Origin of the sequence: Nocardia sp. NPDC056952, from assembly GCF_042674185.1 — a bacterium.
In the GTDB taxonomy this organism is placed as follows: Bacteria; Actinomycetota; Actinomycetes; order Mycobacteriales; family Mycobacteriaceae; genus Nocardia.
Genome location: NZ_JBHURA010000004.1, coordinates 596,855 through 621,485 on the forward strand (window position 1 = coordinate 596,855; position 24,631 = coordinate 621,485).

The window sequence follows — 24,631 nt, forward strand, 5'->3', positions numbered from 1 at the left end:
ACCGCCTGCGGCCTGTGAATCGGGAGGGGAAACCATGACTTATCCACCGCCGCAGCAAGGTCCGGGCTGGGCGCCCGGTCAGGGTGCGCCGCAGCAGTATGCCGGTCAGCAGCCGTATCCACCGATGCAGCCGCCGCAGTACGGCTCGCAGCCGCATCCGCAGCCGGGTGGTCAGCCCCACCCGCAACAGGGTTGGGGTCAACCACCGCAGCAGGGATGGCCCCAACCGCCGCAGCGGAACCCGTGGTGGAAATCGCCCCTAGTACTGGTCGGCGGCGCTGTTGTCGTCATCGGTGTGCTGGTGGTCGGGGTTGTCGCTGTCGCCGGCGGAGGCGACGACGAAGCGGCAACGGTCGCAGCACCCCCATCGTCGGTCCAGGAAGCGCCCGCGGCGCCCACCTCTGCGAAGAGCACCTCCAAACCCGCACCGACGACGACCAAGGCGGCCCCGCAACCTGTTTCGTCCGCCGCCAAGATCGTCCTCGAAGCATTGCCCGCGCCCCTGCGCGAAGTCGTCGCCGTCAACAACATCACCGAGAAGGCCCCGATCGGCAACGACCCGTACGCGGTCCGAGTGGTCTTCACGGTGCCGGCCAAGAACGGCTTGACGGTAGGCCTGCTCAGAACAGCCGTCGACATCGACCGCTACCCGATCGCCTGGATCGACACCAACCCGGACAAACTGCTCCGTCAGTGGAGCAGTCAGCACCCGGAATGGCTGATGGACAAGGGCGAGAAGAAGTTCCGCATCGATGACACGATCCCGGGTGGCGGGGCCACCGTGGAAACCTTCAACACGGCGACGAAGCTGTACACGGTGATGTCAGGGTTCAAGGACAAAGATGCTGCGTTGAAATACCTCGAGCGCGCTGGGTTCTAGGTAAACCGAGTCCCGGCCGGGTAAGCAAACCGCAATAGCGCCAGCAGTGGCGTTGGTTCGAGATCTTCGCAGTAGAAACAATTCGAGCCCCCGAGCAGTAGCTCGGGGGCTCGAAGAGGTGTGGCTCAGAACAGGCCGGCGAGGGCCGTGTCCGTGCTCTGCAGGTCGGAGTTACCGCTACTGACGAGCTTCGCGGCACCGTCGAGCGTGGTCTGCAGCTGCACCGAGTGGGTGTCCCAGGTCGCCTGCAGGGTACGGAACGCCTCCGAGGCGCTACCTTCGTCCCAGCTCTCGGCGACAAACTTCGCAACTTCGTTCTTGAAGTCTTCGAGCATGTTCTGGACGCCCTGCGCAGCATTCCGAATTTCATCGGCAGTGGCTGCGACCTCGCCGAACTTGGCAGAAATATTGGTCATGAGGTCTCCTTCGAATCAGTCGAATGTGTGAGTGAGGACTACAGTGCGGGGAGGTCGAGGCTCGACGTGTGCGACGCCACGGTGTCGCGGAACGCTTCGTCAGCGTTCGTGAACTTCCCGCTGGTGGTCATCAGGTTCTCGACGGTCTGCAGAAGCTTGTCGTTCAGCTTGTCAGCCTGGAAGTAGTACCGCTCCATGAACGAGTCGAACGCGAACTTCGCCTCACCCGTCCACGTGGCCGTGAGCTGGTCCTCGAAGGTCTTGAGGTCCCGGATTGCCTTCACGAGCGCGGCGTGCTTGTCTTCGCAGCCGTGCGCGAACGTCTTAACGGCTTCCGCGTTGACTGACGCTTTCACTGCCATAGTGGATCCTCTCCGAATGGGTCAGGTCGCGATGCTCCGCGGCATTCGACCTCTTCATCTAGTTGGACGCGAGCCGCGAGCGATCGGTTCCATCCAATTTTCGAAAGGTCTCGGACGTCCCCGTTCACCGCCATCCGCGGTGTTCGTCGTACTGCCGGTTCGTCCGGACGAACCGGTGGCGACAGTGTCGATGGCCAGTGCAAACGTCGTCGTCGCAACTGATGGCCATCGTCGCCGTGGTCCCCCCTCCTCCCCATCGCAGGCTGGTCGCGCTGCGGGCACGGCAACTGCCGTGGACCTTACCGCACCTTGGGGCGCGTGGCCATGTCCGATTCCTACCACCGCTGGTGCTGCTCCTGCCGCATCACCGGCGGTCGGACTACTTGATCTGCGTCTGCAGGACGGGAACGACCTTGTCGATCAGTGTCTGTTCAGAGCTCATCGACCAGTTCCTCATCGCGGCCACCGCTGCGGGGTCATCGATGACGATGACTGTTGCCCGCGAACTGGTGATCGCGGAGGGTAACCCGAGCAAGCCGCCCCCACCGGCTTTGGAATCGCTTCGGACAGCCAGGATGTAGCCGTTGGTGACATTCGAAAGTGCCGTGTAGCGATCGTCTTTGCCGATCGGGCGGGGCGAGGCTTCGTCACCGTTCTTCGCATAGGTCGGGCTGTAGATGAGGCCGAGGTCGCCGAGAAATCTGGTTTGGGGTGAAGGCGACAGGAAGACACCCATCCCCGGGTCGAAGGAGTTCGCGCCGGCGTCGAAGACATCCACCATGAGAATCGGCTTCCCTTCGAATGCGGGATTGTCCTTGCGTGACTTCTCGAGTGGCGTGAGCACCTTCGACGTCGAGGTGACCGATGTCGACGCGGTGGCACCGGGATCATCCTGCAGGGCAACGATTCCGATGGTCGCGGCGGCCGCAGTCGCTGCGACCACGGCAGTGACAGCTATCCACTTGCCACGGTTGTTCGGCCTCAACGGTCCGGGCGCGGTCGGCACGTGCTGCTGGGTGTAGTAGTGGGAGCCCGTCTCCGGACGGAGGACCTGAATCGGATAGGTCGGTGAGGTGTCTGTCGACACCGGATTGTGGCCCGGTGTCAACGCGGCGGCCGCCGCGTCGGTGAACTCCCGGCAGGTGCTGAATCTTTCGGCGGAACGTTTCGCCATCGCACGCGCGAATACGTGGTCCAACGCCGGGGGCAAACCAGGGTTCACCGCGGTGGCTCGCGGCGGCGGTTCGTGTAGATGCCCCATCATCACCATGGCCGGTTGGGCTGCGGGATAAGGGTTCTGTCCGGTCAGCAGCTTGTAGAACGAGCAAGCCAAGCTATAGATGTCGGCTCGGTGGTCGAGCGCGCCACCCGACAGTTGCTCCGGCGGTGCATAGGCGATCGTTGCGAGGAAGCTGCCGGTTTGCGTGAGCTCGCTCGCATCGTCATTCGACTTCGCGACACCGAAATCCGTGAGGAAGACTCGCTCGTCTTCATCCCCGTCGGTATTCGACAGCAAGAAGTTCGCAGGCTTGACGTCTCTGTGTAGCAAGCCTTTTCGGTGTGCGTAGTCGAGACCTTTCCCGACTTCGGTCACGATTCGCAGCGCTCGGAGCGGCGTCATCGCGTGACGATCGCGAGCGATCTCCGCCGACGCGTCGGTTCCGGGCACGTATTGCATCGCGATCCACAGCTGGCCGTGCTCTTCGCCACGGTTGTACACCGACACGATATTCGGGTGATCGAGCCCGGCGGCGAGGTTGGCCTCGCGTTCGAACCGTGCCCGGAACTCGTGGTCACGAGAGAGTTCCGGACTCAGCACCTTTAGCGCGTCCATTCGGGGAAGACTGGGGTGTTTTCCCAGGTAGACGGTGCCCATACCGCCTGCGCCGAGGACCCGATCGATTCGGTATCCGCCGACGATGGTGCCAGGACTCATCGCCATACTGACTGTCTCCTGTCCTGCATCAGCGAGGCGCTCTTTCTCTTCGTTTCAGAGTCTGTCGGGTGGGCAAACCGGGCGCTACTGACTGTTCGCGAGGAGCGCGTATTGGGCGGCAGCCCGTTGATGAGCATCGCGTAGCTGGTCGGCTTCGACCGTGGCGGTGTAATTGCGGTAGGTGACAACACACCGGAACCGCTTCTTCTCGATGTCATCGGTCGACTTTCCTTCGCCGCATTTCGCGTCGGGTAGAGCGGCAGGTGCGTCCGCGACACCAGGGTAGACGCCATCCAAGATCGTGGACGCGAGGCGGCGTGCGGCCTCGGCGTCGCGAGTTCGAAACAGCATCGAGGTGGAAAACGAGCCCGCGTAGCTGAGCGAGAAGCGGTCGAGTCCGACCTCGGTGAGGGTTTGTTTCCACAGGGCTGTGTTGGCAACTTGGTGTAGGAAGCCCTGCATGGTGTAAGAGCCCTGTTTGCCAGGATCGGGTAGCCCCATCGCGTTGGGGTTGAAGGTGCGCCTGAGCATCCCGTCCGGATCATTCTCCAGGAACAGCACTTCTTCCGCAGTGAGCGGCTCGAGCGCGTCGAGGCGGGGAAGCTGTGCGGCGTAAGATTTCTCGGCCAAATCCTTGAGGGCAGCGAGATCGGGGGTGGTATGGCTGAGGTACAGGCTGATGACGTAGTTGCCTTTGGCCATCACGGAACCGATGGTGGCGACGCCGGGGCGCCAGTGTGTGTGCGCCTCGGGATAGCTGGGCAGCGCGATCTTTTCGTTCTTATCCGCAGCGACGGCGAAGTCCGCCTCTTCGATCTCCGTAGCAGCCTGTTTCGCTATCGTTTCACTTGGAAACTGCATGACCGCGACGGTGGTGAACGATTGCCCGTCGACCTTCTTGCCTGACTTATCCGGCTCCTTGTCAACGCTGCCAGAGGCGAAGCCGAACATCATCTTGTTCCGTTCGAGAACCGGCTTGGTGACGTCGGCCAGTACGGTAGTAGCCTTCGCTGCGTCGACAAACGGAACCGACCCGGTGCTGTATTTGAATCGAGGGTCGATATCCATGCCGGTGACGACATTGTCGGACAACCGCATAACAGCAAGTTTAAGTCCACCGCTGAGGTCGTTCTGGTAGGTGTATCGCATATCCAGCGGAGTGGTGGAATAAGATCCGACATCGAGCTTGCGAACATCGAGTTCAGCAGGAATCGAAGAGCCTGTTACGGTGGAGCCGCAGCCGGCGACGGAGAGTGCGGTGACGATCGTGGCCATGCATACCGAAAGGCGTGTTGTCCGCGAAAACATCGGTGGTCTCTGGTCCATTTCTTCTCTACTTACTCTTCGCCAAGATGGAATATTGCGCCGATACCCGCTGATGCACATCCTTCAGCTGTGACGCCGCGACTTCAGACGAATACCTTCCGTAGGAGACGGAGCAGTAGAATTTCACTGCGTACGCGGATGGTCCGATATATTCCTTGCAGAGTGCGTTGGGAAGGTTCTTCGGAGGTTCCACGCGGCGGAAGAACTTGGATACTTGCCCGTGTTCTTCGGCGATTCGCTGTGCCCCCTGTGCATCGCGGGCGCGGTACACGAAGTCCCCCTGCCACGAGATCCGGTCCACGCCGGCTTCCTCGAACAACTTGGCGTCCGATTCCGGGGCTCCCGAGATATGAAGGCCTCCGTGTCGGGTATATACGCCGGGTATGCCGCGTTGTGCGCCGTCGATTCCTACCGTCGGCAATGCTAATCCGAGCATTCCATCCAGGTCTATGTCGGAATCCATCAGCTTGTCGAGGCGCGGCGGCGAGTAGTCTTTCAGTCCAGCGGATATTTTGCTGATACTTTTCTCGGCTCGAGTCGCCAGCTTCTCGCTGTCGTGGGTTTTCAACGTGGACATGACATTGTCGTAAAGATAGGTGGCGATGACGTACCTGCCAACAGCGATCCAGGAGTGAAACATCCCCGCCTCCCCTGGATTTACATGCGCGCGCGCTGCCGGATATTGCTTGATCTCCACAACAGTGTTTTCTGGAGAGGTTCCGAATTCCTCGGTTGCCAAGATATCGGCTGCGGCGAGTGCTTCTTGTTCGCTGTCGAAAAGCATGACAGTATTGTCGAGCTCCTGCGAGAGGTGCCCCTTCGTGCTTGTTTGTCCGGTGCTGACGAAACCGCCGATGAAACCCTTGATTGATTCGTTCAATCTATTGGGATCGGCCTTCATGCGCCCCTTGATCACGCTGGAGCCGAAGTCGGTGAACAACCGAACTGCACCTGACATCGCCGGTGGAGCGACGATGACTGCGGGGTCGATTTCCATCGGAAGCGCGATGTAGTTCGCCATTCGCATAGCTTCGACTGCGCGGGCTTGTTCGAGGCTGGTGACCTTGCCGTAGACCTTTGGCTCAGTCTTGAGGTTGCCGACATCGAGGCTGCTCAGATCGATTTGCGCTGTTGCTGCGGTATCCGCTGCCTCCGGCGAGTCGCCACATCCGGCGGTTGTGGCGACAGTCACGGCTACCCCGGCCGCGAGCAGCACTGCGCTCGTTTTCCTCATGCATTCCCCTCCGTAACGAACCACCGAGTCCGCGCGACTCGGTCGCAGCACTTCGGGGCTCTTGCCACCCCGCCAGCCAAGCGCTTCAGAGAAGATAGCACTCAGGCACCGGTCGCGCGCTCGGCGCTGGTGGGCCTCCTTGGAGCCGATCGTCGATGCTGTGGGACGTGTGTGGTCGGGTTCCGAAGAAGGCAGGTCACCGTGCGTTGGCGAATAGTGCATATTGCGCGGCCGCACGTTGATGGGCGTCCAAAAGCTGGTTGCCGCTGACTATTCCGACGTATTCGTTGTAGGCGAGGATGCAGCTGAAGCGTTTCGCCGCGCCGGTGCGTTTGTTCTCCACGCAGGCCGCGTCGGGGAGGTTGGGTGGGTTGGCGGCTTCGGTTTCCACCGGCCAGAGGAACATCTTCTCGGTGACCGCGCGGCGGGCGGTCTGCTCGTCGGGAGTGCGCACCGCGATCGAGCCCCAGGACAGGGCGACCTGTTGGGCGCTCATCTTGGTGAGCTGCTCGTCGATGTAGTGGCGATCGGTGGGGAGCTGGTCGCCCGCGTAGTGCAGGATGCCGTGTTTGCCGGTGACCACGTAGTAGCCGGAGCCCTCGGGGTTGGCCAGCTGGTCGGGGTTGAGGGTGCGCATCAGGAGGTGGTCGGGGTCCCACGGCAGCGTCATGACCTCTTCGTCGGTCAGCGGCGTGGTTTCGGCGAGTGCCTCGATCTGCTCGGTGAAGGCGTTCGAGGCGAGGGTGGTGAGCGCTTGCTGGTCGGGCGTGGGCACCGAGAGCAGGAAGGCGATCACGTAGGGGCCGTGGGGAAGCACGGTGCGCAGGAAGGGTGAGTCGGGACGCCAATGTGACAGGGCCGCAGGGTGTCCGGGGATGGCGACGGGTTGGTTGCGGCCTTCCTTCATGGCGAGGTCGGTGTCGTAGAACTCTTTCGCGGCGGCGGCCGCGCGGTCCGCGTCGGGGAACTGCAGGACCATCGTGGTGGCGGTGAGCCTGTTGTCGGCCTTCTTCGTCGGCCAGTCACCGTAGGTCTCGACGCGCGAATCCTTGGCGGCCCCATTGGATTCGAAGCCGTACAGCATCTTGTGCTTCTTGGCGATCGCCGACATCGCGGGCTCGTCGCCGAGTGCCGAGGGCATCACGCCGGCGGAGACGGTGGTCGCGCGTTTGCCGTAGGTCATCTGGGCGTCGATGTCGCGGGAGTTGATCACATAGTCGGCGATCCGCATCGCCGCCACCTCGTACATCTCGTAGAACGGCGGGACCGGGTCGTCGTCGTGGGCGTTGACCGGCTCGGTCGGGTACGAACCGACGTCGAGATTGCGAACATCCATCTCGCCGGGCAGCGCCTGCCCGGACAGGGTGGAGCCGCAGGCGGTCAGGACGGTGGCCAGCGAGGCGGCCAGCACGGCGTATCGGATTCTCATTTCGCGTTCACCAACAATGCGTACTGGGCCGAGATCCGCTGCTGGGCATCGAGGAGCTGGTTCGACCAGACATAGGCGGCGTAGCGGTCGTAGGACACGGCGCAATAGAAGCGGATCGCGATCCGTTGTTTCCTGCCGATGTATTCCTTGCACCGGGCGCTCGGCAGGTTTTTCGGTGCGGCGGAGGCGGTGAATTTGCGGGTGACGCCGCCGAGCTCGTCGCGGACACCCTGGGCGCCGGCGATGTCGCGGGCCCGGTAGACCTCGGCGCCGTCGTTGGCGTAGAGGTCGATGCCGAAGTCGTCGATCATCCTCGCGGTGCTCACCGGGTCGGAGAGGAAGTGACGGGCGGTGCGGCCCGCGTAGACACCGGGTGGGTTGATCCAGGAATCCTCGCGAGGGCGGGGCGCGGTGCGGCCGAGCATGCCGTCGCGATCGCGCTGCAGGGTCATCAGTTCGGTGCTGGGGGTGGGAGTGAATTTCGCGACGGCGGGGACGATCGTGTCGAGGCTCTTGCGGGTGAGGTCGAGCAGCGCTTGCTTGTCGACCTTCTCCAGCCAGATCTTCAGGTAGTCGTAGAACCAGGTGTAGATCACCAGATGACCGGTGGCGAACCAGGACCCGATCGACTGCTGGTCGGGCTGCCAGTGCGCGATCGCCGCGGGATAACCGGGGATCTCGATGCGCTGGTTGTTCGGGGCGTAGCCGAAATCGAGTTTCTCCAGCTCGGCGGCGGCGGCGGTGGCCTTCTGCGCGTCGGGGAAGATCATCACCGCGTTCACCATGTCCAGGCCCATATTGCTGGGCTTCGTCTCCGCCGAGCTCACGAATCCGCCGATGAAATCGGGGGCGACCTCGGCGAACCGGTCGACGGCCATGATCTTGCCGAGCGCGGCTTCGGCATCGAGGAACACCGACGCGATCGACGGATTGGTGTGGACGAACCGTGGATCGATATCGGCGGGCGTCGGCACGAAGTCGCCGAGGCGTTCGGCTTCGATGAAGCGGCCCTGATCCAGGTTGGCGACCGTTCCGACCTGGCGGGGCTGGGTCGGATAGTTGCCGACGTCGAGAGTGGCGAGGTCCACCGGGGCGTCGGTGGTGGTGATCTCATCGGGACCACCGCAGGCCGTGACGACAGTGGTCAACAGTGCGGTCGCCAGGACGCAGACGACTTTTGCGGCTCGCAACTCATTCCTCCCCGAAACGATTGTCGGCGGAATCCTACGTCACCGCAATCGAGGAGTGGGGCCGAGCGAACTCACAGGCTGTTGGCCAGCAGGGCGTACTGGGCGGTGATTTTCTGGCGGACCTCGGGCTCACCGTCGGCGCTGACCATGGCCAGGTAGCGCTTGTAGGCGACGTAGCAGCGGTAGACGTAGTCGTCTTCTTTGTTGCCGTTGTCGTTGAGTTTCAGGCAGGTCGCGGTGGGGACGTCGGCGGGGGCGGTGATCGGGTCGTAGTGGCCCGCCGAATCGATGAGGCCCCGCATGAGCGATTGCGCGGCGGACTGGTCGCGTACCCGAGTGACGGCGCCGCCCTCGACCACCGCGTGGGCTTCGACTCCCGTTGCGTCGACCAGGTTTTGGCGGGCGGTGAGGTCGGCTGCCTTGTTGACGAGGTGCTCGGGAGCATACGAGGCGAACGAGAACTGGCCGGGGCTCATGGCGGCGCGGTCGTCGACGACCGCGCGGGCCAGGAGTCCGGCGGGGTCTACCGGGAGGTCGGAGATCTTCTCGGTGGGCGTGGGGTCGAACTTCGCGAGCTGAACGAGTTCGGCGGCGAGATTCTTGTCGACCCAGGAAGTGAGGTCGGCAGCGTCGGCCCGGGGCCGCTGGATGAACAGCGAGATCACGAACTCTTCGTGGGCGAGGAAGGCGCCGATGGTGGGCACACCGGGGCGCCAATGGACGTAGGCGTCGGGATATTTGGTGGAGGCGAGTTTGCGGTTGTCGGGGGAGACGGCCAGGTCGACGTCCTCGAGTTCCCGCGCGGCGAGTGTGGCGGCCGCCGCGGTGGGGAAGCGGAACAGCGCCGTGGTCAGCGCGGTCGCGTCGGGACCGGGACGGGTCTGGCCGTCTGGATCTGCCTTGTCGGCGCCGAGCGCGACGTAGCCGGTGACGAATTTGCGGTTCTCCAGCACAGGTTTGGAGACGTTGGCGACGAAGTCCAGCGCGCGTTCGATATCGGGGACGATCACGCCGCCGCGTCCGTGCGAGAGCGACGGATCGATCCGCACCGCGGGCACCACGGCCGCCGACATCCGCGCGCCCTCGACGAGCGCGCCCCGGTCGCCCGCGGTGTCGGTGTAGGTGTGCCGGTCGGTGGCGAAGGTCCCGGTCTCCAGGCCGCGCACATCGGGCTCACCGGCGACGGGTGTGCCGCTGACGGCACAGCCGGACAGGACGATCAGAGCCCCACCCCAGGCGAGCGCGATGCGAATTCTGGTCGAATCGATCATCAGGTTCCCCTCGATGTTCCTCCCGCGACACCTATGAAGTTACCGGACCTACCCCGCCCAGGGGGACCTGATCGGGGTGCTTGCCATAGTCTGGATGACATGGCGACCCCCCTGCTGTGCAGTTCCGGTGGAGGCCGATACCTGTGAGGGATCGGCAGGTCGAAGTGGTGCTCGGAAGTCACGCGGTCGCACGGGTCGCGGGCGCGGTGATCGTGGTCGCGCATCGCGGGCAGGGCAAGCTCACGCCCGGCGATACCGCGGCGATCGCGCTGGAATCGCTGGCGGAGTTGGTGCGTGACGCGCACGAGCAGGCGCCGGCGGGGCCGGGTTCGGTGGTGGCGCGCGAGGCGACGCGGTGGCTGATGAAGTACGCCGAGCAGATCTCGCCGGGCGTGCCGATCGATTTCGGGGTGCTGTCGGCCGCCGATAACGGTGGCGTGGCGATCTTCCTGCACGGTTCGGTGACGGCGGTACTCGCCGACGACCACGGCCCGGAGTACTACCGCGGTAGTGACGCGGCGTTCACCGTCGACCGGGTCGCCTCCGAGCCCGCGAAGGCGGTCGCGCTGTTCGTCGACGACGCCAAGGGCCGCATCCCGGATCTGCCGCCGGAGCGCGGAATCGGTTGGCTGGTCGAGGGAATCGCGCAGGCCGGCGGGGCCGTGATGTGGTCCAACGATGTGCGCAGCCGGGTGCGAACCGCGGAACCGGTGGGCCAGACTCGCAGGCCGCCACCGCCTACCGCGCGTATCGACCGGGAACCGCGGGCGGCGCAACCGGATTCGCGACCGTCCGAGCAGCCCGCGACGGGAATGCAACCGGCGACCTCGATGCTGGACGCTGTCACCGGCACCGCGCACGGCACGGTCGACGCCCCCGTCGCCGACCCGCACAACGCCGAAACCCGGCTCTCCGGAACCAATCCCGCACCCGAACCCGACCCCGACCTGCAGCGCAGGCTCGAGGCCACGGCCAAGTCGACGGTGCTGGCGGTGAAGGTGATGGGATTCAAGTGCGCGCGTGCGCATCCCAGTGATCCGCGCTCGGCGTTCTGCACGGTGTGCGGCATGCCGGTCGATCAGACCCAGGCGCTCGCCGAAGTGGTCCGCCCGCCGCTCGGCATGCTCGTGCTCGACGACGGCATGACCTATCTGATGGCCGCCGACGCGGTGATCGGGCGTGATCCGGAGAACTCCGACGCCGCCCAGCGTGGACTCATCCCGCTGCGCATCGACGACACCTCCGGCGGCATGTCGCGCGCGCATGCCGAAGTGCACCTGGTGAATTGGGACGTGCAACTCATCGATCGCGGTTCCACCAACGGCACGCGCAGCCGCCACCCCGGCTACCGCGACTGGGTCCGCCTCACCCCGAATCAGCCGATGGTGCTCGTCCCCGGCACCGAGGTGATGATCGGCAACCGGGTGCTGCGCTACGAACCGGCCGCACCACCCCCGTTCGGCTGACAACCCTTCGCCGATCGCATTCCCAGCCCGCACATCCCGACCCCGAGGAGGGATCCGCCGCGCAGCGGCGGGTTCGCGGCCGTCCCGTCGATCAGGCGCCGTTGCGTAGGCGACGAAGGAGCAAGCAACGGTGCCTGATCGACGGGACACAAGGGGCCGCGAACCCGAGCGCGCCAGCGCTCCAATAACTCAGCTGTAGCGTGACAGGCAGGTGGTTTCGCCGTTGAGGACGCCTGCGCGGAAGGCATCCACGCGGGAGAATCCGCTGGGCACCGTGTTGCCCTCGGTGTCGCTGGCCGCCAGTCCGTCGGTGAGCAGGCCCGAGACCGCTTCGTCGAGGTCGCCCGCCGACAGCTGGATGTCGCCCTGGCTCACCGGACGGCCGGGCTGGGCGAGTTTGCCGGTGACGACCCCGGACAGGCAGGCCGCGCGCAGACCGGTCTTCGCGCCGGTCAGTTGCTGGCCGTGACCGCGCTGCACGGCCAGGGTGTAGCGGGAGATGAACACGACGTAGCCGTTGTAGTCGCCGCTGACCTTCACCGGCAGCGGGCCGTCGTCGTCGGTGTCGGTGGCGCCGCGTTCGGCCAGTCCGGGTACATCGGTGGCGATGGTGTTCTTGGCGGGGCAGTAGGTGACCGGTTCGGTGACCGCGCCGTCCTTGCAGTCGATGCGCGAGCCCGCGTAGTCGTAGGTCGGCGCGTCCTTCACCGGCAGGATGGCCTGGAGCGCCTTGCTCAGCTCGACGAGATTTTCCTTGGAGACGGGGTATTCGCCGCGACCGCTGTCGCCGGAGAAGCTCTGCGGGAGAGACCCGCGGCGCGAGTCGATCTCGTCCTCGTCGATGCCCTTGCAGCCGCGCGGCCCGTCGGTGAACCCGATCTGGACCGCGGTGACGCGCTCGAAGGCCGAACCGTGCACGCTCTCCGGGTCGTCGGGATCGGAGTCGCGAATCGAAACAGTCGCGGCCAGAACGGAATTCAGGCCGTCGGAGGTGTTGATCGTGAAGTGCTTGGACTTGCCTTCCGCCACGTGGCGCATGAACGCGCCCGCGAAGCAGTCGGCCTGCTGCTCCTTCACCAGGACTGGCGTCTTCTTGGTGACCATCTTGGCCATGCTCTGGATGGCGTGGCCGTATTCGTGGGCCAGCACCATCACCACCGACATCGTGCCGAAGGTCTCGCTCATGGTGGGCAGCAGCATCTCGCGGTCCCAGCCGATCGAGTTGTCGCTGCGGCAGTAGGCGGCATTGACCAGGTGGTAGGTGGTCTCCTTGCAGAATTCGACCGCCTGGCTGCGGGCGGCGCGGGCGTTCCAGGAGATCAGCTTCTCGACCGGGTCGAAGGTCTCGCCGGGGAATTCGGTTCCGAAGCCCGCCTGCCAGTAGGACTGGATGTCGTCGATCGCGTTGAGCGCCAGTTTGTCCACCTCACCGCCGTCACCGTTGGACGCGGTGAGGGGCGAATCGGGGACGCCGGTGCGCGGACCGTTCGGGCCACCCGTGGTCGGCAATCCCGCCACCTGGAACGGATCGTCGTAGATCGAGACCCCGTGTCCATCGATCGCCCGCGTGCACCCGACACCCATCAGCGCGCATAGCACGACAGAGATCGCAACGAACACTTGGGCTTTCGGCATACGTCCCCCTGGTCGGCCGGATACACGTGCAGGTCGATCGCCGGATCGGGCGCAAAGCCGTCTCGGGGGCACCGCCGATGTCCGGGCGATGGCATAGTATCCGCTCCATGTCTTCACCGGGGGCGCAGACCATCACCGTGCGCCATGATGGAACCGAACGAGTCTTCGAAGCGAGCCAGCAGATCACCATGGGCCGCGCGCCCGAGGTCACCCTGTTCGTGGACAGTCCGCTGGTCTCTCGTGTGCACGCCACTCTTCGATTCAGCAACGGCGCGTGGGTACTCGCCGACAACGGCAGTACCAACGGCGTCTTCGTCGACGCGCGCAGGCTCAACCAGCCCGTCTCGATCGACCGACCCACCCAGGTGCGCCTGGGTGACGCGATCACCGGGCCGCTGCTGCACCTGGTCCCCGCGGCGCCTGGGGCGCGCCACGCGGCGACCATGGTCGCGCCGCCGTCACAACCACAGCACCAGCCGCAACCGCACCAGCAGCAACCGCACCACCAGCAGCCGCGACCGCAGCAGCCGCATCCCGGCTTCCAGCCGCCGTCGCGCCCACAACAACAGCAACCGCAATACGTTCCCACCTCACAGCTGCCCGCGCAGCCGCAGGACAACATCAATATGACCCGCCGCGCCGATTCGTCGATGCTGCCGCCGGTCCGCAAGGCCGCCTCGACCGAACCGGTCGCGCGCGGTGACCGCATTCCGCCCGGCGGCCTGAGCATCGGCCGCACCTCGGACAACCAGATCGTCGTCAACGATCCGCTGGCTTCGCGTGCGCACGCGAAGCTGCTCGCCTCGCCCGAGGGTCTGGTCATCGAGGACCTCGGCTCGGCCAACGGCACCTTCGTCAACGGTCACCGCCAGCAGCGCTCGGTGCTGCGCGAGCGCGACATCGTCACCATCGGCAACATCGACTTCGTCGTCACCCAGGGCGCGCTGGCGCATCGGCAGAAGCCGGTCGCCGAGCAGGGTCTGTCGGTGCACGGGGTCGGGTTCACCGTCGAGAACAACAAGCAACTGCTCGTCGACGTGAACATGACGGCGGGGCGTGGCACGTTGACCGCGCTGATCGGACCGTCGGGCGCGGGCAAGTCGACGCTGTCGAAGCTGATCGCGGGCAATACCCAGCCCTCCGGTGGTGTGGTGACCTTCGAGGGCCGCAACCTGCACGCCGAGTACGAGGCGCTGCGTTCGCGCATCGGCATGGTGCCGCAGGACGACGTGCTGCACCGTCAGCTCACGGTCCGCCAGGCGCTCGGCTTCGCCGCCGAGCTACGGCTGCCGCCCGATACCACCAAGTCCGACCGGCAGAAGGTGATCGACGGTGTGCTGCAAGAGCTTTCGCTCACTCAGCACGCCGACACCCGGGTGGACCGGCTCTCCGGTGGTCAGCGCAAGCGCGCGTCGGTGGCGATGGAGCTGCTCACCGGTCCGTCGCTGCTGATCCTCGACGAGCCGACCTCGGGTCTCGACCCGGCGCTGGATCGGCAGGTTATGCAGATGCTGCGCGAACTGGCCGACGCCGGTCGCGTGGTGATCGTGGTGACGCACTCGGTGGCCTGCCTGGATATGTGCGACCAGGTGGTGCTGCTGGCCCCCGGCGGTAAGACGGCGTTCGCCGGTCATCCGGGTGGGGTCGGCGCGGCGATGGGGACCAGCGACTGGGCGGAGATCTTCGCCGAGGTCGCGGCCAACCCTGATCAGGCCTTCGCGAAGTATCGGTCCCGGCAGGCCTACGTGCCGCCACCGCCGCCCGCACAGCCCAACCGCGGCAACGTGGGCGCGCCGCCGCAATCGAGCGCGATGCGGCAGTTCAGCACGTTGGCTCGCAGGCAGTTGCGGTTGATCTTCTCCGACCGGGGATATCTGATCTTCCTGGTGGTGCTGCCCTTCATCCTCGGCGCGTTGTCGCTGGTGGTGCCGGGTAGTGACGGGTTCACGGAGGGCGCGCTGGTGCAGCTGCCCGACGGGTCGTTCGGGCGGGAGAGCGGCGGTGAGGCCCAGCAGTTGCTGGTGGTCCTCATCCTCGGCGCGTGCTTCATGGGCGCCACGCTCAGCGTGCGTGACCTGGTCGGCGAACGGTCGATCTTCCAGCGTGAGCGCGCGGTCGGCCTGCTGCCCTCGGCATACCTGATGGCCAAGATCGTCGTGTTCAGCGTGACCGCGTTCCTGCAGTCGGCGGTCCTGATCGGTATCACGTTCATCGGGAAGAAGGCGCCGGGCGCCGGTTCGCTGATTCCGAGCGGCAGCGTCGAGCTGTATTTCGACATCGCGATGACCGCGGTGTGCTGTGTGGTGTTCGGCCTGCTGATGTCGAGCCTGGCCAAGTCCAACGAGCAGGTCATGCCGATGCTCGTGGTGATGATCATGGTGCAGCTGGTGATGGCGGGTGGCCTGATCCCGGTGACCGACCGGGTCGGCCTCGAGCAGATCTCGTACCTGTTCCCCTCACGCTGGGGTTACGCGGCGGGTGCGTCGACGGTGGATCTGACGAAGCTGGTCTTCGGCTCGCAGGACGATCCACTCTGGGGGCACAGCGCGGGGATCTGGATCCTGGACATCGTGATGCTCATCGTGATCACCTCGATCCTCGCCCTGATCACGTGGAGCCGACTACGACTGAAGAAGTCACAGGCATGAGCGGTCAGCGCCCGGAGACGGTAGCTCGCGTAACCACGCGGGGCGCCCGCGCATGCCTCGATGCGCACCGCATGATCCGCCAGGTCAGCATCGTTTCGGTGGGCAAGCTGCGCGTGTCTGTCGCCGACCGGGCACACTTGATCCTGTGACCGTTCGAGTTGGGGCCCTGCATCTGGGGTGGGACGTGGTGTCCGTGGCCGCGGGTGGCGGCGCGACCCCGGTCCGCCCGGTACAGGTCGAGGGCACCTACACCCCGCCCGCCTACCTGCTCGCCGATGCCGCGGGCAGGTTGCACACCGCCGGTGTCGACCGGCAGCGCCCGGACCTGGGGATGGCGATCGCCGATGTGCGCGACATCCTCGGCCACCCACAGATCGTGATCGCCGGCGCCACCTGGCCCGCCGAACTCGTCTTCCGGGCCAGGCTCTACAACCCGCTGGCCGCGATCGGCAAGTACCTACAGGGCAAGCCACAACTGGTCGCGCTGCCGTATCCGGACAGCTGGCCCGAGGACAAGGTCGAGGTGTACGCGGCGCTCGTCGAGCAGCTCGACGTGGTCGTGGAACCGCTGCCCGAAAGCGTCGCGCTCTCGGGTTATGTGCGCGCGCTCGGCCTGGTCTCCCCGCCCAGCGAGCGACACCGCACCGGCATCGGCGCCACCGGGATCTACTCCGACGGTCGCTCGCTGCTGGTGGTCGCGGTGCACGGCGACGACGAACAGCCGACCGAATCGACGGAGGTCTCGGTCAGTGCCGAGGCGCTGCGCGACGCCCGCACGGCCGACAATGTGGTGATCGAGGCGATGGCCGCGGCCCGCTCGATCGGCGCGGACACCTCGACGGTGCTGCTCGCGGGCAACGTCTGCTTCAACGACGCGCTGCGTTTCGCCTTCCAGAACCATCTGGGCCAGCGCCTGCACGTGGCCGACCATCCGATGCACGCGCTGGTCCTCGGCGCCGCGCATCTGCTGGTCACCGAGCCCGACCTCGACGACGAGGAGGACGACTATCCGGACTCGGGGCATCCGGGTCAGGCAGTCGCTGCGCAGGTCGGGTGGGGCGCCCAACCCACCGCACCGCCCGCCGCCCAGCCGCCCGGACCGGCCGGGTTCGTCGCCGGTCCGCCCGCCGCGCAACCGCCGCAGCCGTCAGGTCCACCCGCTCGTGCGCCGCGGCACGCGCTCGAACACGACGATGCCGAGGACGACGACCGCCGCGGCAAACTGCTCGGCAAGGTGAAGAAGGGCTTCTTCGGCACCCCGGCCGTGGTCGGCGCGCTGGCGCTGGTCGCACTCCAGCCGGATCCCGCCGTCGCCTCGGCCGCCGAACCGGTGAGCTGCGCGTTCACTCCGTACGCGAACACGGTCCCGCGCGAGGGCATCGAGACCGCGCGTGGCCTGCTGGTCGACGACTCCGCCTGCGTCACCCCCGGCATCGATACTTTGCGCTACCTGATCCCCGGTCCCGCGCGTGCGACCGACCCCGGTCCGCCGGTCGTGATCTAGCCTCGCCCGATTACGGGTCGGTGATGCGTGGCTGGTATCGTTGCCCGTTGGCGTGTGGAACGCCGAACCGTTCGCGGATCGGCGTCTCCTCGATGTCCTGGGTCTCCACCGGCCGCCAGGACAGCCTCGATCCACACATCAGGGCCGGCAACACCGACGACAGACAGGGAACGACTGTGCCTACGTACAGCCCCAAGGCGGGTGACGTCACCCGCAAGTGGTACGTCATCGACGCCACTGACGTAGTCCTCGGCCGTCTCGCCGTGCAGGCCGCTGGCCTGCTGCGCGGCAAGGGCAAGCCGACCTACGCACCCCACGTCGATGGTGGCGACTTCGTCATCATCATCAACGCGGAAAAGGTTGCCATCTCCGGCAACAAGAAGCAGGACAAGCTCATCCACCACCACAGCGGACACCCGGGCGGCCTCAAGTCGCGCACTGTCGGCGAGGTGTTGGCGACCCGTCCCGATCGTCTCGTGGAGAAGGCCGTCAAGGGCATGATCCCGAAGAACAAGCTGGGTAACGCGATCGCGGGCAAGCTGAAGGTCTACGCAGGCCCGAACCACCCCCACGCCGCGCAGCAGCCGGTTCCGTTCGAGATCAAGCAGGTGGCCCAGTGACCGCTCCTGAAGAGTTCGCAGCCGAAGAGTTCGACGCCACCGATGAGGTCGTCGTCGAGATCGTCGAAGACGGCGAAGGCTACGCCGAAGGCGAGTACGTCGAAGAAGAGCTGGCTTTCGAGCCGCTCGGCCTCGACCGCCCGGTGCAGACCGTCGGCCGTCGTAAGGAAGCCGTCGTTCGCGTTCGCATGGTGCCCGGTTCGGGCAACTTCGAGCTCAACGGCCGCACCATCGAGGATTACTTCCCGAACAAGGTGCACCAGCAGCTCGTGAAGTCCCCGCTGGTCCTGGTCGAGCGTGTCGAGAACTTCGACATCTACGCTCGCCTGGTCGGTGGCGGCCCGTCGGGTCAGGCAGGCGCCCTGCGTCTGGCCATCGCCCGCGCGCTGATCGTGGTCACCCCGGACGACCGTCCCGCCCTCAAGCGTGCCGGCTTCCTGACGCGTGACCCGCGTGCCACCGAGCGTAAGAAGTACGGCCTGAAGAAGGCCCGTAAGGCGCCTCAGTACTCGAAGCGCTGATTTACGCACCGTCGACCGCCGTCTTCGCTTACTTTGGTGGAGACGGTACGGTCGGCGGAGCACGTGTGCGAGAGCAGGCTTCCAGCACGGCTGGTCGCCTGCTCTCGTGCTGTAAACGGGGACCTACGACGGGTAGAGGTTTATGGGACGGCTGTTCGGCACAGACGGTGTTCGCGGGCTCGCCAACGAGTCGCTGAGCCCGGAACTGGCGATGCGCGTCGCCGCCGCGGCGGCGCAGGTGCTCTCACGCGGCAAGAAGCGCCCGGTCGCGGTACTCGGTCGCGATCCCCGCGCCAGCGGCGAGATGCTCGAGGCCGCGGTCACCGCGGGCCTGACCTCCGTCGGCGTCGATGTCCTCTCGGTAGGCGTGCTGCCGACTCCGGCCGTGGCCTACCTGACCGGCCTGTACGACGCGTGCTTCGGCGTGATGATCTCCGCCTCGCACAACCCCATGCCCGACAACGGCATCAAGATCTTCGCGGCGGGCGGGCACAAGCTCGACGACGCCATCGAGGCCCGGATCGAAGCCCTGATCGCCGAAGGCGTCACCGTGCGCCCGACCGGTGCGGGCATCGGCCGCGTGCGTGGCGACTACACCGTCGAGGGCACCCACGAACGCTATGTCGAGCATCTACTGGAATCCACCGGGCAGGACCTGTCCTCGCTGACCGTCGTCGTCGACTGCGCGCACGGTGCGGGCGCCGAGGTCGCCCCGCAGGTGTACCGGGAGGCGGGCGCGACGGTGATCGCGATCAACGCCGAACCCAACGGGCTCAACATCAACGACGGGTGCGGTTCCACGCACCTGGACACCGTGCGGCGCGCGGTCCTCGACCATGGCGCCGACCTGGGCATCGCGCTCGACGGTGACGCCGATCGTTGCCTCGCCGTCGATGCCGCGGGCGAGATCGTCGACGGTGACGCGATCATGGCGGTGCTCGCGCTGGCGATGCGCGACGCGGGCGAACTGGTCGATGACACCCTCGTCGCCACCGTGATGAGCAACCTCGGCCTGCACATCGCGATGCGCGCCGCCGAGATCACCGTGATCACCGCCGCTGTCGGCGATCGGTACGTGCTCGAGGAGTTGCGTCGCGGCGGATACAGCCTGGGTGGGGAACAGTCCGGGCATGTGGTGTTCCCGCGGTTCGGCACCACCGGGGACGGGGTGCTCACCGGCCTGCGGTTGATGGCGCGGATGGCGCAGACCGGGCGCTCGCTGGCCTCGCTGGCCTCGGTGATGACCACGGTGCCGCAGGTGTTGATCAATGTCGCGGTGTCGGACAAGGGTGCGGTCGCTGTCGCTCCCGAGGTGCTGGAGGCTGTCGCGGAGGCCGAGCGAATCCTCGGGGATACCGGGCGGGTTCTGTTGCGGCCCAGCGGGACCGAGCAGCTGGTGCGGGTGATGGTGGAGGCCACCGATCCCGCGCAGGCGCGTCAGCTGGCCGATGATCTGGCCAAGCGGGTCGCTGCGGTCTAGTCGCCGGGACCCGGACGACGGGTCGGCGATCGGTGCTGTGGCGTGTTCCACCGGGCCCCACTACTATCGGGATACGCCGTCTGGACCTGTGTGCCCCGTGGCGCGTGTGTGCTGCTCGGCGCAGGCGGTTATTTTGGCGCGCAGCACGATTCGAAGGGGGCCGATCATGGTTCCGCCGCTGCCTGCCCGCAACTACCAGGACCAGTATCCGTACGAGTACGGCGAGGCCGACCAGCCGCACCGCTGTGGTGGGGCCTGCGGGCGACCGGGGTGCCGCGAAGTGCCGCAAGGGTATTCGCACACTGTGCCGATCCGGGACGAAGGCTACGGGCAGTCCGCCTATGAGCCGGTCACCGAGGCGCCACGCACCCGCGCGTTCGCGGCGCCACGGGTGCCGCGCTCGCGATCGTTCATCGCGGTGGTCGCCGTGCTCGGTGTCACCTTCGGCGTCGGCCTGATCGGGGCCAAGCTCGGCTCCGACATCGACCTGTTCGGTGCGGCCGAGCCCGCTGTGGTGCAGTCGCTCTAGAACTGTCCGACGACGAATCCGCTGAACAGCACCCCGAAACCACCGATCTCGCCCACGATCAGCCCGTACATCGACAGCCGTAGTTCGGTGGGAATCTTCCCGTCGAACTGGTTGGTGGTGTCCCGGCGCAGCCCGTGCAGGGCGTAACTGGCGATCGCACCGGCGAAGAACGCGAGTACCACGAGGTCGGCGGTCAGGTTGACGATCGTCGGCCAGGCGCTGAGCTCGGTGAACACCGCGAGCAGGATCCCCGCGAAGGAGTACATCAGCGCGGCGCGGTGGGCGATGTCGACATAGACGTGCGCCGCGCCCTCAGTCCGGATGCCGTGGTACTTCCACACCCCGAGCAGCAACGCGCTCAGGAAGAGGAATCCGGTGACGAGCAGGGTGATTCGGGTGTCGATACCTAATGCGTAGTCCATGCGTCATTCCTCGCTGAGAAGCCCACCGGACATGTGCCAACGACGGGTCGCACGAACAGAATCCAGCATCCGGCGATCATGCGTCACCAGAATCAAGGTGCCGGTGAAGGATTCGACGGCCTGTTCGAGCTGTTCGATGGCGGGCAGGTCGAGGTGGTTGGTCGGCTCGTCGAGAACCAGCAGGTTCACCCCGCGCGCCTGGAGCAGGGCCAGGGCCGCGCGGGTGCGTTCGCCGGGAGACAGGGTGTCGCACGCACGCGTCACGTGCGGCCCGCGCAGGCCGAATTTGGCCAGGAGCGTGCGGACTTCGGCGTCGGGCCAGTCGGGCATCGCCGCGGCGAAGGTGTCGGCCAGCGCGTCGTCACCACGGAACAGCCCGCGGGCCTGGTCGACCTCGCCGATCTCCACACCCGAACCCAGCGCGGCCGAACCGGTGTCCGGGGCGATCTTGCCGAGCAGCAGGCCGAGCAGGGTCGACTTGCCCGATCCGTTGGCGCCGGTGAGCACGATCCGGTCGGCCCAATCGATCTGGGTGGTGATCGGGCCGAGCGTGAACTCGCCGCGCGTGAGGGTGGCGTTGTTGGCGGTCGCGACCACCGCGCCGCTGCGTGGGGCGGTCGCGATCTCCATCCGCAGCTCCCACTCCTTGCGCGGCTCGTCGACCACGTCGAGGCGTTCGATCCGGCGCTGGGTCTGGCGGGCCTTGGCGGCCTGCTTCTCGGTGGATTCCGCGCGGGTCTTGCGACCCATCTTGTCGGAGTCGCTCTTGCCCTTGCGGCGGGCGTTGCGCACCCCGTGCTCGAGCCAGTTGCGCTGCATCTGCGCGCGCGACTCCAAACCCGCTTTGGTGTCGGCGAATTCGTCGTAGGCCTCGCGGGCGTGCTTGCGGGCGATCTCGCGTTCGGCGAGGTAGGCGTCGTAGCCGCCGTCGTAGAAGCCGGTTTGCTGCTGAGCCAGATCGAGTTCGAGAACGCTGTTCACGGTGCGCGCCAAGAACTCTCGATCGTGGCTGATCACCATCAGTGGTACGCGCACCCCGGTGACGAACCGTTCCAGCCGGTCGAGGCCGTCGAGATCGAGGTCGTTGGTCGGCTCGTCGAGCAGCAGGATGTCGAAGCGCGACAGCAACACCGAGGCCAACCCCGCGCGGGCCGCCTGGCCGCCGGACAGGCCCGTCATCGGGGTGTCGAGCCCGCCGGCCAAGCCGTGGGTCAGCCCCAGGTCCGCGGCGACCTCTTCGGCGCGCTGATCGAGGTCCGCGCCGCCCAACGCCAGCCAATGTTCCAGCGCGGGCGAGTAGTCGTCGTCGCCACCGTCGCCGAGGCGTTCGGCCGCCGCGTCCATCACCTGCTGAGCGTGTGCGACACCGGTTTGGCGCGAGAGGAATTCGAGCACCGTCTCGCCCTCGATGCGCTCCGGTTCCTGGGTCAGATAACCGACGGTCGCGTCGGGCGGGCTCAGCGCGATGGTGCCCTCGCCCGGCTCGCGCTCGGCCAGCATCCGCAGCAGCGTCGACTTGCCCGCGCCGTTCACCCCGACCAGCCCGATCACATCGCCGGGGGCGAGAGTGAAATCGAGGTCGGCGAACAGGGTCCGTTCGGCGTGCCCCGCGGAGAGGCCACTGGCGTGCAATGTCGTGCTCACCTCGACAATTGTGCCCGTCTCGGGGTCTGACCCTGAGGTCGGGGCCTGTCGAAATCAGGGTGCGGATGGGTCTGTGGACCGATGCGGTCGGGGGTGCTCCGACGGCACAGTGGAGACATCACCGCTCCACAGGAAGGCAACACCATGACCGCCCCCGCCCGCCGCCTCACCCGTTCGACCAGCAACAAGTGGATCGCAGGCGTCTGCGGTGGCCTCGCCGAACGCTACGGCTGGAACCCCAACGTCGTCCGCCTGGTCTTCGTCGTCTCCTGCCTGCTGCCCGGCCCCCAGTTCCTGATCTACCTGGCGATGTGGATCCTCATCCCGAACAAGTAGCCCCGAACCCCCCGGCGCCCGCTCGCGGATGACAAGATGGTGGCAACCCCGCCACGTCGTCATCCGCGAGTTTTCCGTTGGAGGAGCAGTCATGGTCACCTCGGGTGAGTTCCCCGGCCTCGGCCTACCCGACATCGACGCCCACTCGTCCCTGGGCGGCCTCGGCCCCGTCGAGCTGAACAACCCATCCCTCGACCTCGACCACGACGGCGTCGTCGACTCCCTCTCCACCGGCGATGCCGACTCGACCAGTATCTGGTCCGACTACGACCACGACGGCCTCGCCGATCACGTCACCGTCGTCGAGGAAGACGGCGACTACGCCGCCTGGGAATACCACCGTCATCCCGACGGCACGTCGGAGTGGCGCAAGACCGACCAGGGGAACCTGGAGAAGTAGCGCACCAGGGTGCCGCTGTGATCGAATCCGAGCACAGCGGCATTCGTCGTGTGATCGTGGAACCGATCCCGGTCGTGGCGCGTCTAAGGGAGTAGTGCGCCTGCCGGCGCTTGACCAGAAGGAGGGGGAAGTGGGCGATTCAGTAACGGTCGATCCGACGGCTCTGCGTAAGGCTGCGTCGAACCTGAAGGCGTCGGCGGCTGACATCGGGACGTGCTCCGCCGACGTCAAGGGCTGGTCCTTCACCGCCGCGCAAGCCGGTCGTGACTACGGTGCCGAGGGGACGAAGGTCGGGGGCGTGATCGGCAAGGTCGAGACGTGGTTGAAGAACTGGCAGACCGCGATCGACAAGACGGGCGTTCAGTTCGGTACCAGTGCGGATACGTACGCGACGGTCGACGATGCCAACGTCAAGAAGATAACGGCCGCAGGGGTGAACCTTTGATGCGCGCATTCGTGTGCACCTGTTCGGCCGCGGTGTCCGGGGGCGTTCATGGCTGACTCTCCGACCTGGGCCAGTATTCCTACCGGTGGTAGCGCAGACGAGATGCTCGACCTCGGGGCGGAAGGTTTGCAGTATTTCGTCGAATACCTACCTCGCTATGGAAAAGCATCAGCGGTTACGCACGCTCCTGCTAGGTCAGAACTGCTGGCGGGGGCTAACGGGAATTTCGATTCGATCTATGCGAAGTACGACACCGAACGTGGTATGGATATCGCGGCAATCGATCGGATGTCCGCGGCTTTGTCCAAGGTGATGGCTAAATTGCCCGGGGAGATCGACGATCAGCGGCGGCAGCTCTCGGCATTGCCGTCGATATGGCAGGGTCAGGCGGCTGACTCCGCATCAAATATGCTGAATGCGCAGATTCTCCGTGCTGAACAAGATCGCATCGAAGCCGCGACGATATCGCTCGAGCTCAGCTATGTTTCGACAGCGCTGCGAACTGCCGTTCGGCACAAAGCGGTTACGGTCCAGAGCTTTTGGTCTCCCAATACGCCTGACATACCGCAGCAGAACAGCAGCGGGATGAGCCGCACTGCGATCGATGATTACATACAAGAGGTGTCATCCAACCCGGATTCTGATGCGGGCAAGAAGGCCAAGCAGTGGCTGGTTGATATCTTCATGCCGCACGTCACCGCAACATACGATAAATTCGTTCAGCTCTGCAAGGAAGTCGACACCGAGGTCCGTCGGATTTATGGCGTTCTTGTCGAAGCCTTGAACGGACTGGATACCGGCGCATATCCGATGCCGCAGGATTCCAGCAAGCCGCAGACACCCGTGACGACGGAGCAGCAGCCCCAGACGAAAGATACGTCGAAGGGTGACACCTCGACTGGTGGAACACCGTCGACAACGGAGGACACGTCGACCA

Annotated in this window: 23 protein-coding genes; 12 read left to right on the forward strand and 11 right to left on the reverse strand. The window is 65.8% G+C overall.

Features of this window, described 5'->3' with window-relative positions; all coding sequences use genetic code 11:
- Positions 1–34: 34 nt before the first annotated feature.
- Positions 35–880: a hypothetical protein gene (locus tag ACFTS5_RS18715; RefSeq protein ID WP_378632383.1), complete on the forward strand. Its 846-nt coding sequence runs from the start codon at positions 35–37 to the stop codon at positions 878–880.
- Between the two features lie 125 nt (positions 881–1,005).
- Here ACFTS5_RS18715 and ACFTS5_RS18720 read toward each other — a convergent pair whose 3' ends face one another.
- The 8 genes from ACFTS5_RS18720 to ACFTS5_RS18755 form a co-directional block, all read right to left on the reverse strand.
- Positions 1,006–1,296: a WXG100 family type VII secretion target gene (locus ACFTS5_RS18720; protein WP_378632386.1), complete on the reverse strand. Its 291-nt coding sequence runs from the start codon at positions 1,294–1,296 to the stop codon at positions 1,006–1,008.
- Positions 1,297–1,334: 38 nt separating this feature from the next.
- The gene (locus ACFTS5_RS18725; RefSeq protein ID WP_067448143.1) at positions 1,335–1,658 is read right to left on the reverse strand and encodes a WXG100 family type VII secretion target; all 324 of its coding nucleotides are present in this window, start codon (positions 1,656–1,658) and stop codon (positions 1,335–1,337) included.
- A 379-nt stretch (positions 1,659–2,037) separates the two neighbouring features.
- Positions 2,038–3,600: a serine/threonine-protein kinase gene (locus ACFTS5_RS18730; RefSeq protein ID WP_378632388.1), complete on the reverse strand. Its 1,563-nt coding sequence runs from the start codon at positions 3,598–3,600 to the stop codon at positions 2,038–2,040.
- 78 nt (positions 3,601–3,678) lie between these two features.
- Entirely contained in the window at positions 3,679–4,869 is a 1,191-nt protein-coding gene (locus ACFTS5_RS18735) for a hypothetical protein (protein ID WP_378632391.1), read from the reverse strand.
- A gap of 58 nt (positions 4,870–4,927) precedes the next feature.
- A complete protein-coding gene (locus tag ACFTS5_RS18740) occupies positions 4,928–6,154 on the reverse strand; it encodes a hypothetical protein (RefSeq protein ID WP_378632394.1) in 1,227 nt (408 codons plus the stop codon).
- 196 nt (positions 6,155–6,350) lie between these two features.
- The gene (locus tag ACFTS5_RS18745; RefSeq protein ID WP_378632397.1) at positions 6,351–7,583 is read right to left on the reverse strand and encodes a hypothetical protein; all 1,233 of its coding nucleotides are present in this window, start codon (positions 7,581–7,583) and stop codon (positions 6,351–6,353) included.
- Positions 7,580–8,773, reverse strand: a complete 1,194-nt coding sequence (locus ACFTS5_RS18750) for a hypothetical protein (RefSeq protein ID WP_378632399.1) — start codon at positions 8,771–8,773, stop codon at positions 7,580–7,582. The genes ACFTS5_RS18745 and ACFTS5_RS18750 overlap by 4 nt, the downstream gene beginning before the upstream one ends.
- A gap of 71 nt (positions 8,774–8,844) precedes the next feature.
- Positions 8,845–10,044, reverse strand: a complete 1,200-nt coding sequence (locus ACFTS5_RS18755; protein WP_378632401.1) for a hypothetical protein — start codon at positions 10,042–10,044, stop codon at positions 8,845–8,847.
- A gap of 143 nt (positions 10,045–10,187) precedes the next feature.
- On the opposite strand from ACFTS5_RS18755, the gene ACFTS5_RS18760 reads away from it, so the two are divergent.
- Positions 10,188–11,510, forward strand: coding sequence for an FHA domain-containing protein (locus ACFTS5_RS18760; protein ID WP_378632404.1), 1,323 nt, complete (start codon positions 10,188–10,190; stop codon positions 11,508–11,510).
- 189 nt (positions 11,511–11,699) lie between these two features.
- Here the strand turns inward: ACFTS5_RS18760 and ACFTS5_RS18765 are convergent, their stop codons facing one another.
- A complete protein-coding gene (locus ACFTS5_RS18765; protein ID WP_378632407.1) occupies positions 11,700–13,145 on the reverse strand; it encodes a metallopeptidase in 1,446 nt (481 codons plus the stop codon).
- A gap of 107 nt (positions 13,146–13,252) precedes the next feature.
- On the opposite strand from ACFTS5_RS18765, the gene ACFTS5_RS18770 reads away from it, so the two are divergent.
- The 6 genes from ACFTS5_RS18770 (at position 13,253) to ACFTS5_RS18795 (ending at position 20,447) form a co-directional block, all read left to right on the forward strand.
- Positions 13,253–15,793, forward strand: a complete 2,541-nt coding sequence (locus ACFTS5_RS18770) for an ATP-binding cassette domain-containing protein (protein ID WP_378632410.1) — start codon at positions 13,253–13,255, stop codon at positions 15,791–15,793.
- A 145-nt stretch (positions 15,794–15,938) separates the two neighbouring features.
- Complete coding sequence (locus ACFTS5_RS18775) at positions 15,939–17,297, forward strand: hypothetical protein (RefSeq protein ID WP_378632413.1); 1,359 nt, start codon at positions 15,939–15,941, stop codon at positions 17,295–17,297.
- A 176-nt stretch (positions 17,298–17,473) separates the two neighbouring features.
- Complete coding sequence (gene rplM / locus ACFTS5_RS18780) at positions 17,474–17,917, forward strand: 50S ribosomal protein L13 (protein ID WP_194825954.1); 444 nt, start codon at positions 17,474–17,476, stop codon at positions 17,915–17,917.
- The gene (gene rpsI / locus ACFTS5_RS18785) at positions 17,914–18,438 is read left to right on the forward strand and encodes a 30S ribosomal protein S9 (RefSeq protein WP_378632416.1); all 525 of its coding nucleotides are present in this window, start codon (positions 17,914–17,916) and stop codon (positions 18,436–18,438) included. The genes rplM and rpsI overlap by 4 nt, the downstream gene beginning before the upstream one ends.
- A 142-nt stretch (positions 18,439–18,580) precedes the next feature.
- The gene (gene glmM, locus ACFTS5_RS18790) at positions 18,581–19,918 is read left to right on the forward strand and encodes a phosphoglucosamine mutase (RefSeq protein WP_378632418.1); all 1,338 of its coding nucleotides are present in this window, start codon (positions 18,581–18,583) and stop codon (positions 19,916–19,918) included.
- A gap of 166 nt (positions 19,919–20,084) precedes the next feature.
- Positions 20,085–20,447 (forward strand): hypothetical protein, encoded by a 363-nt coding sequence (locus ACFTS5_RS18795; protein WP_378632420.1) that lies wholly within the window; start codon positions 20,085–20,087, stop codon positions 20,445–20,447.
- On the opposite strand, the gene ACFTS5_RS18800 is transcribed toward ACFTS5_RS18795, so the two are convergent.
- Positions 20,444–20,869: a hypothetical protein gene (locus tag ACFTS5_RS18800; protein WP_378632421.1), complete on the reverse strand. Its 426-nt coding sequence runs from the start codon at positions 20,867–20,869 to the stop codon at positions 20,444–20,446. The two genes, ACFTS5_RS18795 and ACFTS5_RS18800, sit on opposite strands and share 4 nt — an antisense overlap.
- 3 nt (positions 20,870–20,872) lie before the next feature.
- The gene (locus tag ACFTS5_RS18805; protein WP_378632423.1) at positions 20,873–22,513 is read right to left on the reverse strand and encodes an ABC-F family ATP-binding cassette domain-containing protein; all 1,641 of its coding nucleotides are present in this window, start codon (positions 22,511–22,513) and stop codon (positions 20,873–20,875) included.
- Between the two features lie 144 nt (positions 22,514–22,657).
- Between ACFTS5_RS18805 and ACFTS5_RS18810 the strand changes: the two genes are divergently transcribed.
- The 4 genes from ACFTS5_RS18810 to ACFTS5_RS18825 all read left to right on the forward strand — a co-directional run.
- Positions 22,658–22,849, forward strand: a complete 192-nt coding sequence (locus ACFTS5_RS18810) for a PspC domain-containing protein (RefSeq protein ID WP_063057023.1) — start codon at positions 22,658–22,660, stop codon at positions 22,847–22,849.
- Positions 22,850–22,940: 91 nt separating this feature from the next.
- Positions 22,941–23,249, forward strand: coding sequence for a DUF6802 family protein (locus ACFTS5_RS18815; protein ID WP_056818233.1), 309 nt, complete (start codon positions 22,941–22,943; stop codon positions 23,247–23,249).
- 130 nt (positions 23,250–23,379) lie between these two features.
- A complete protein-coding gene (locus ACFTS5_RS18820) occupies positions 23,380–23,694 on the forward strand; it encodes a type VII secretion target (RefSeq protein ID WP_067448407.1) in 315 nt (104 codons plus the stop codon).
- A 48-nt stretch (positions 23,695–23,742) separates the two neighbouring features.
- Positions 23,743–24,631: hypothetical protein (locus ACFTS5_RS18825; RefSeq protein WP_378632428.1), on the forward strand; the 889-nt coding region annotated here is incomplete at its 3' end.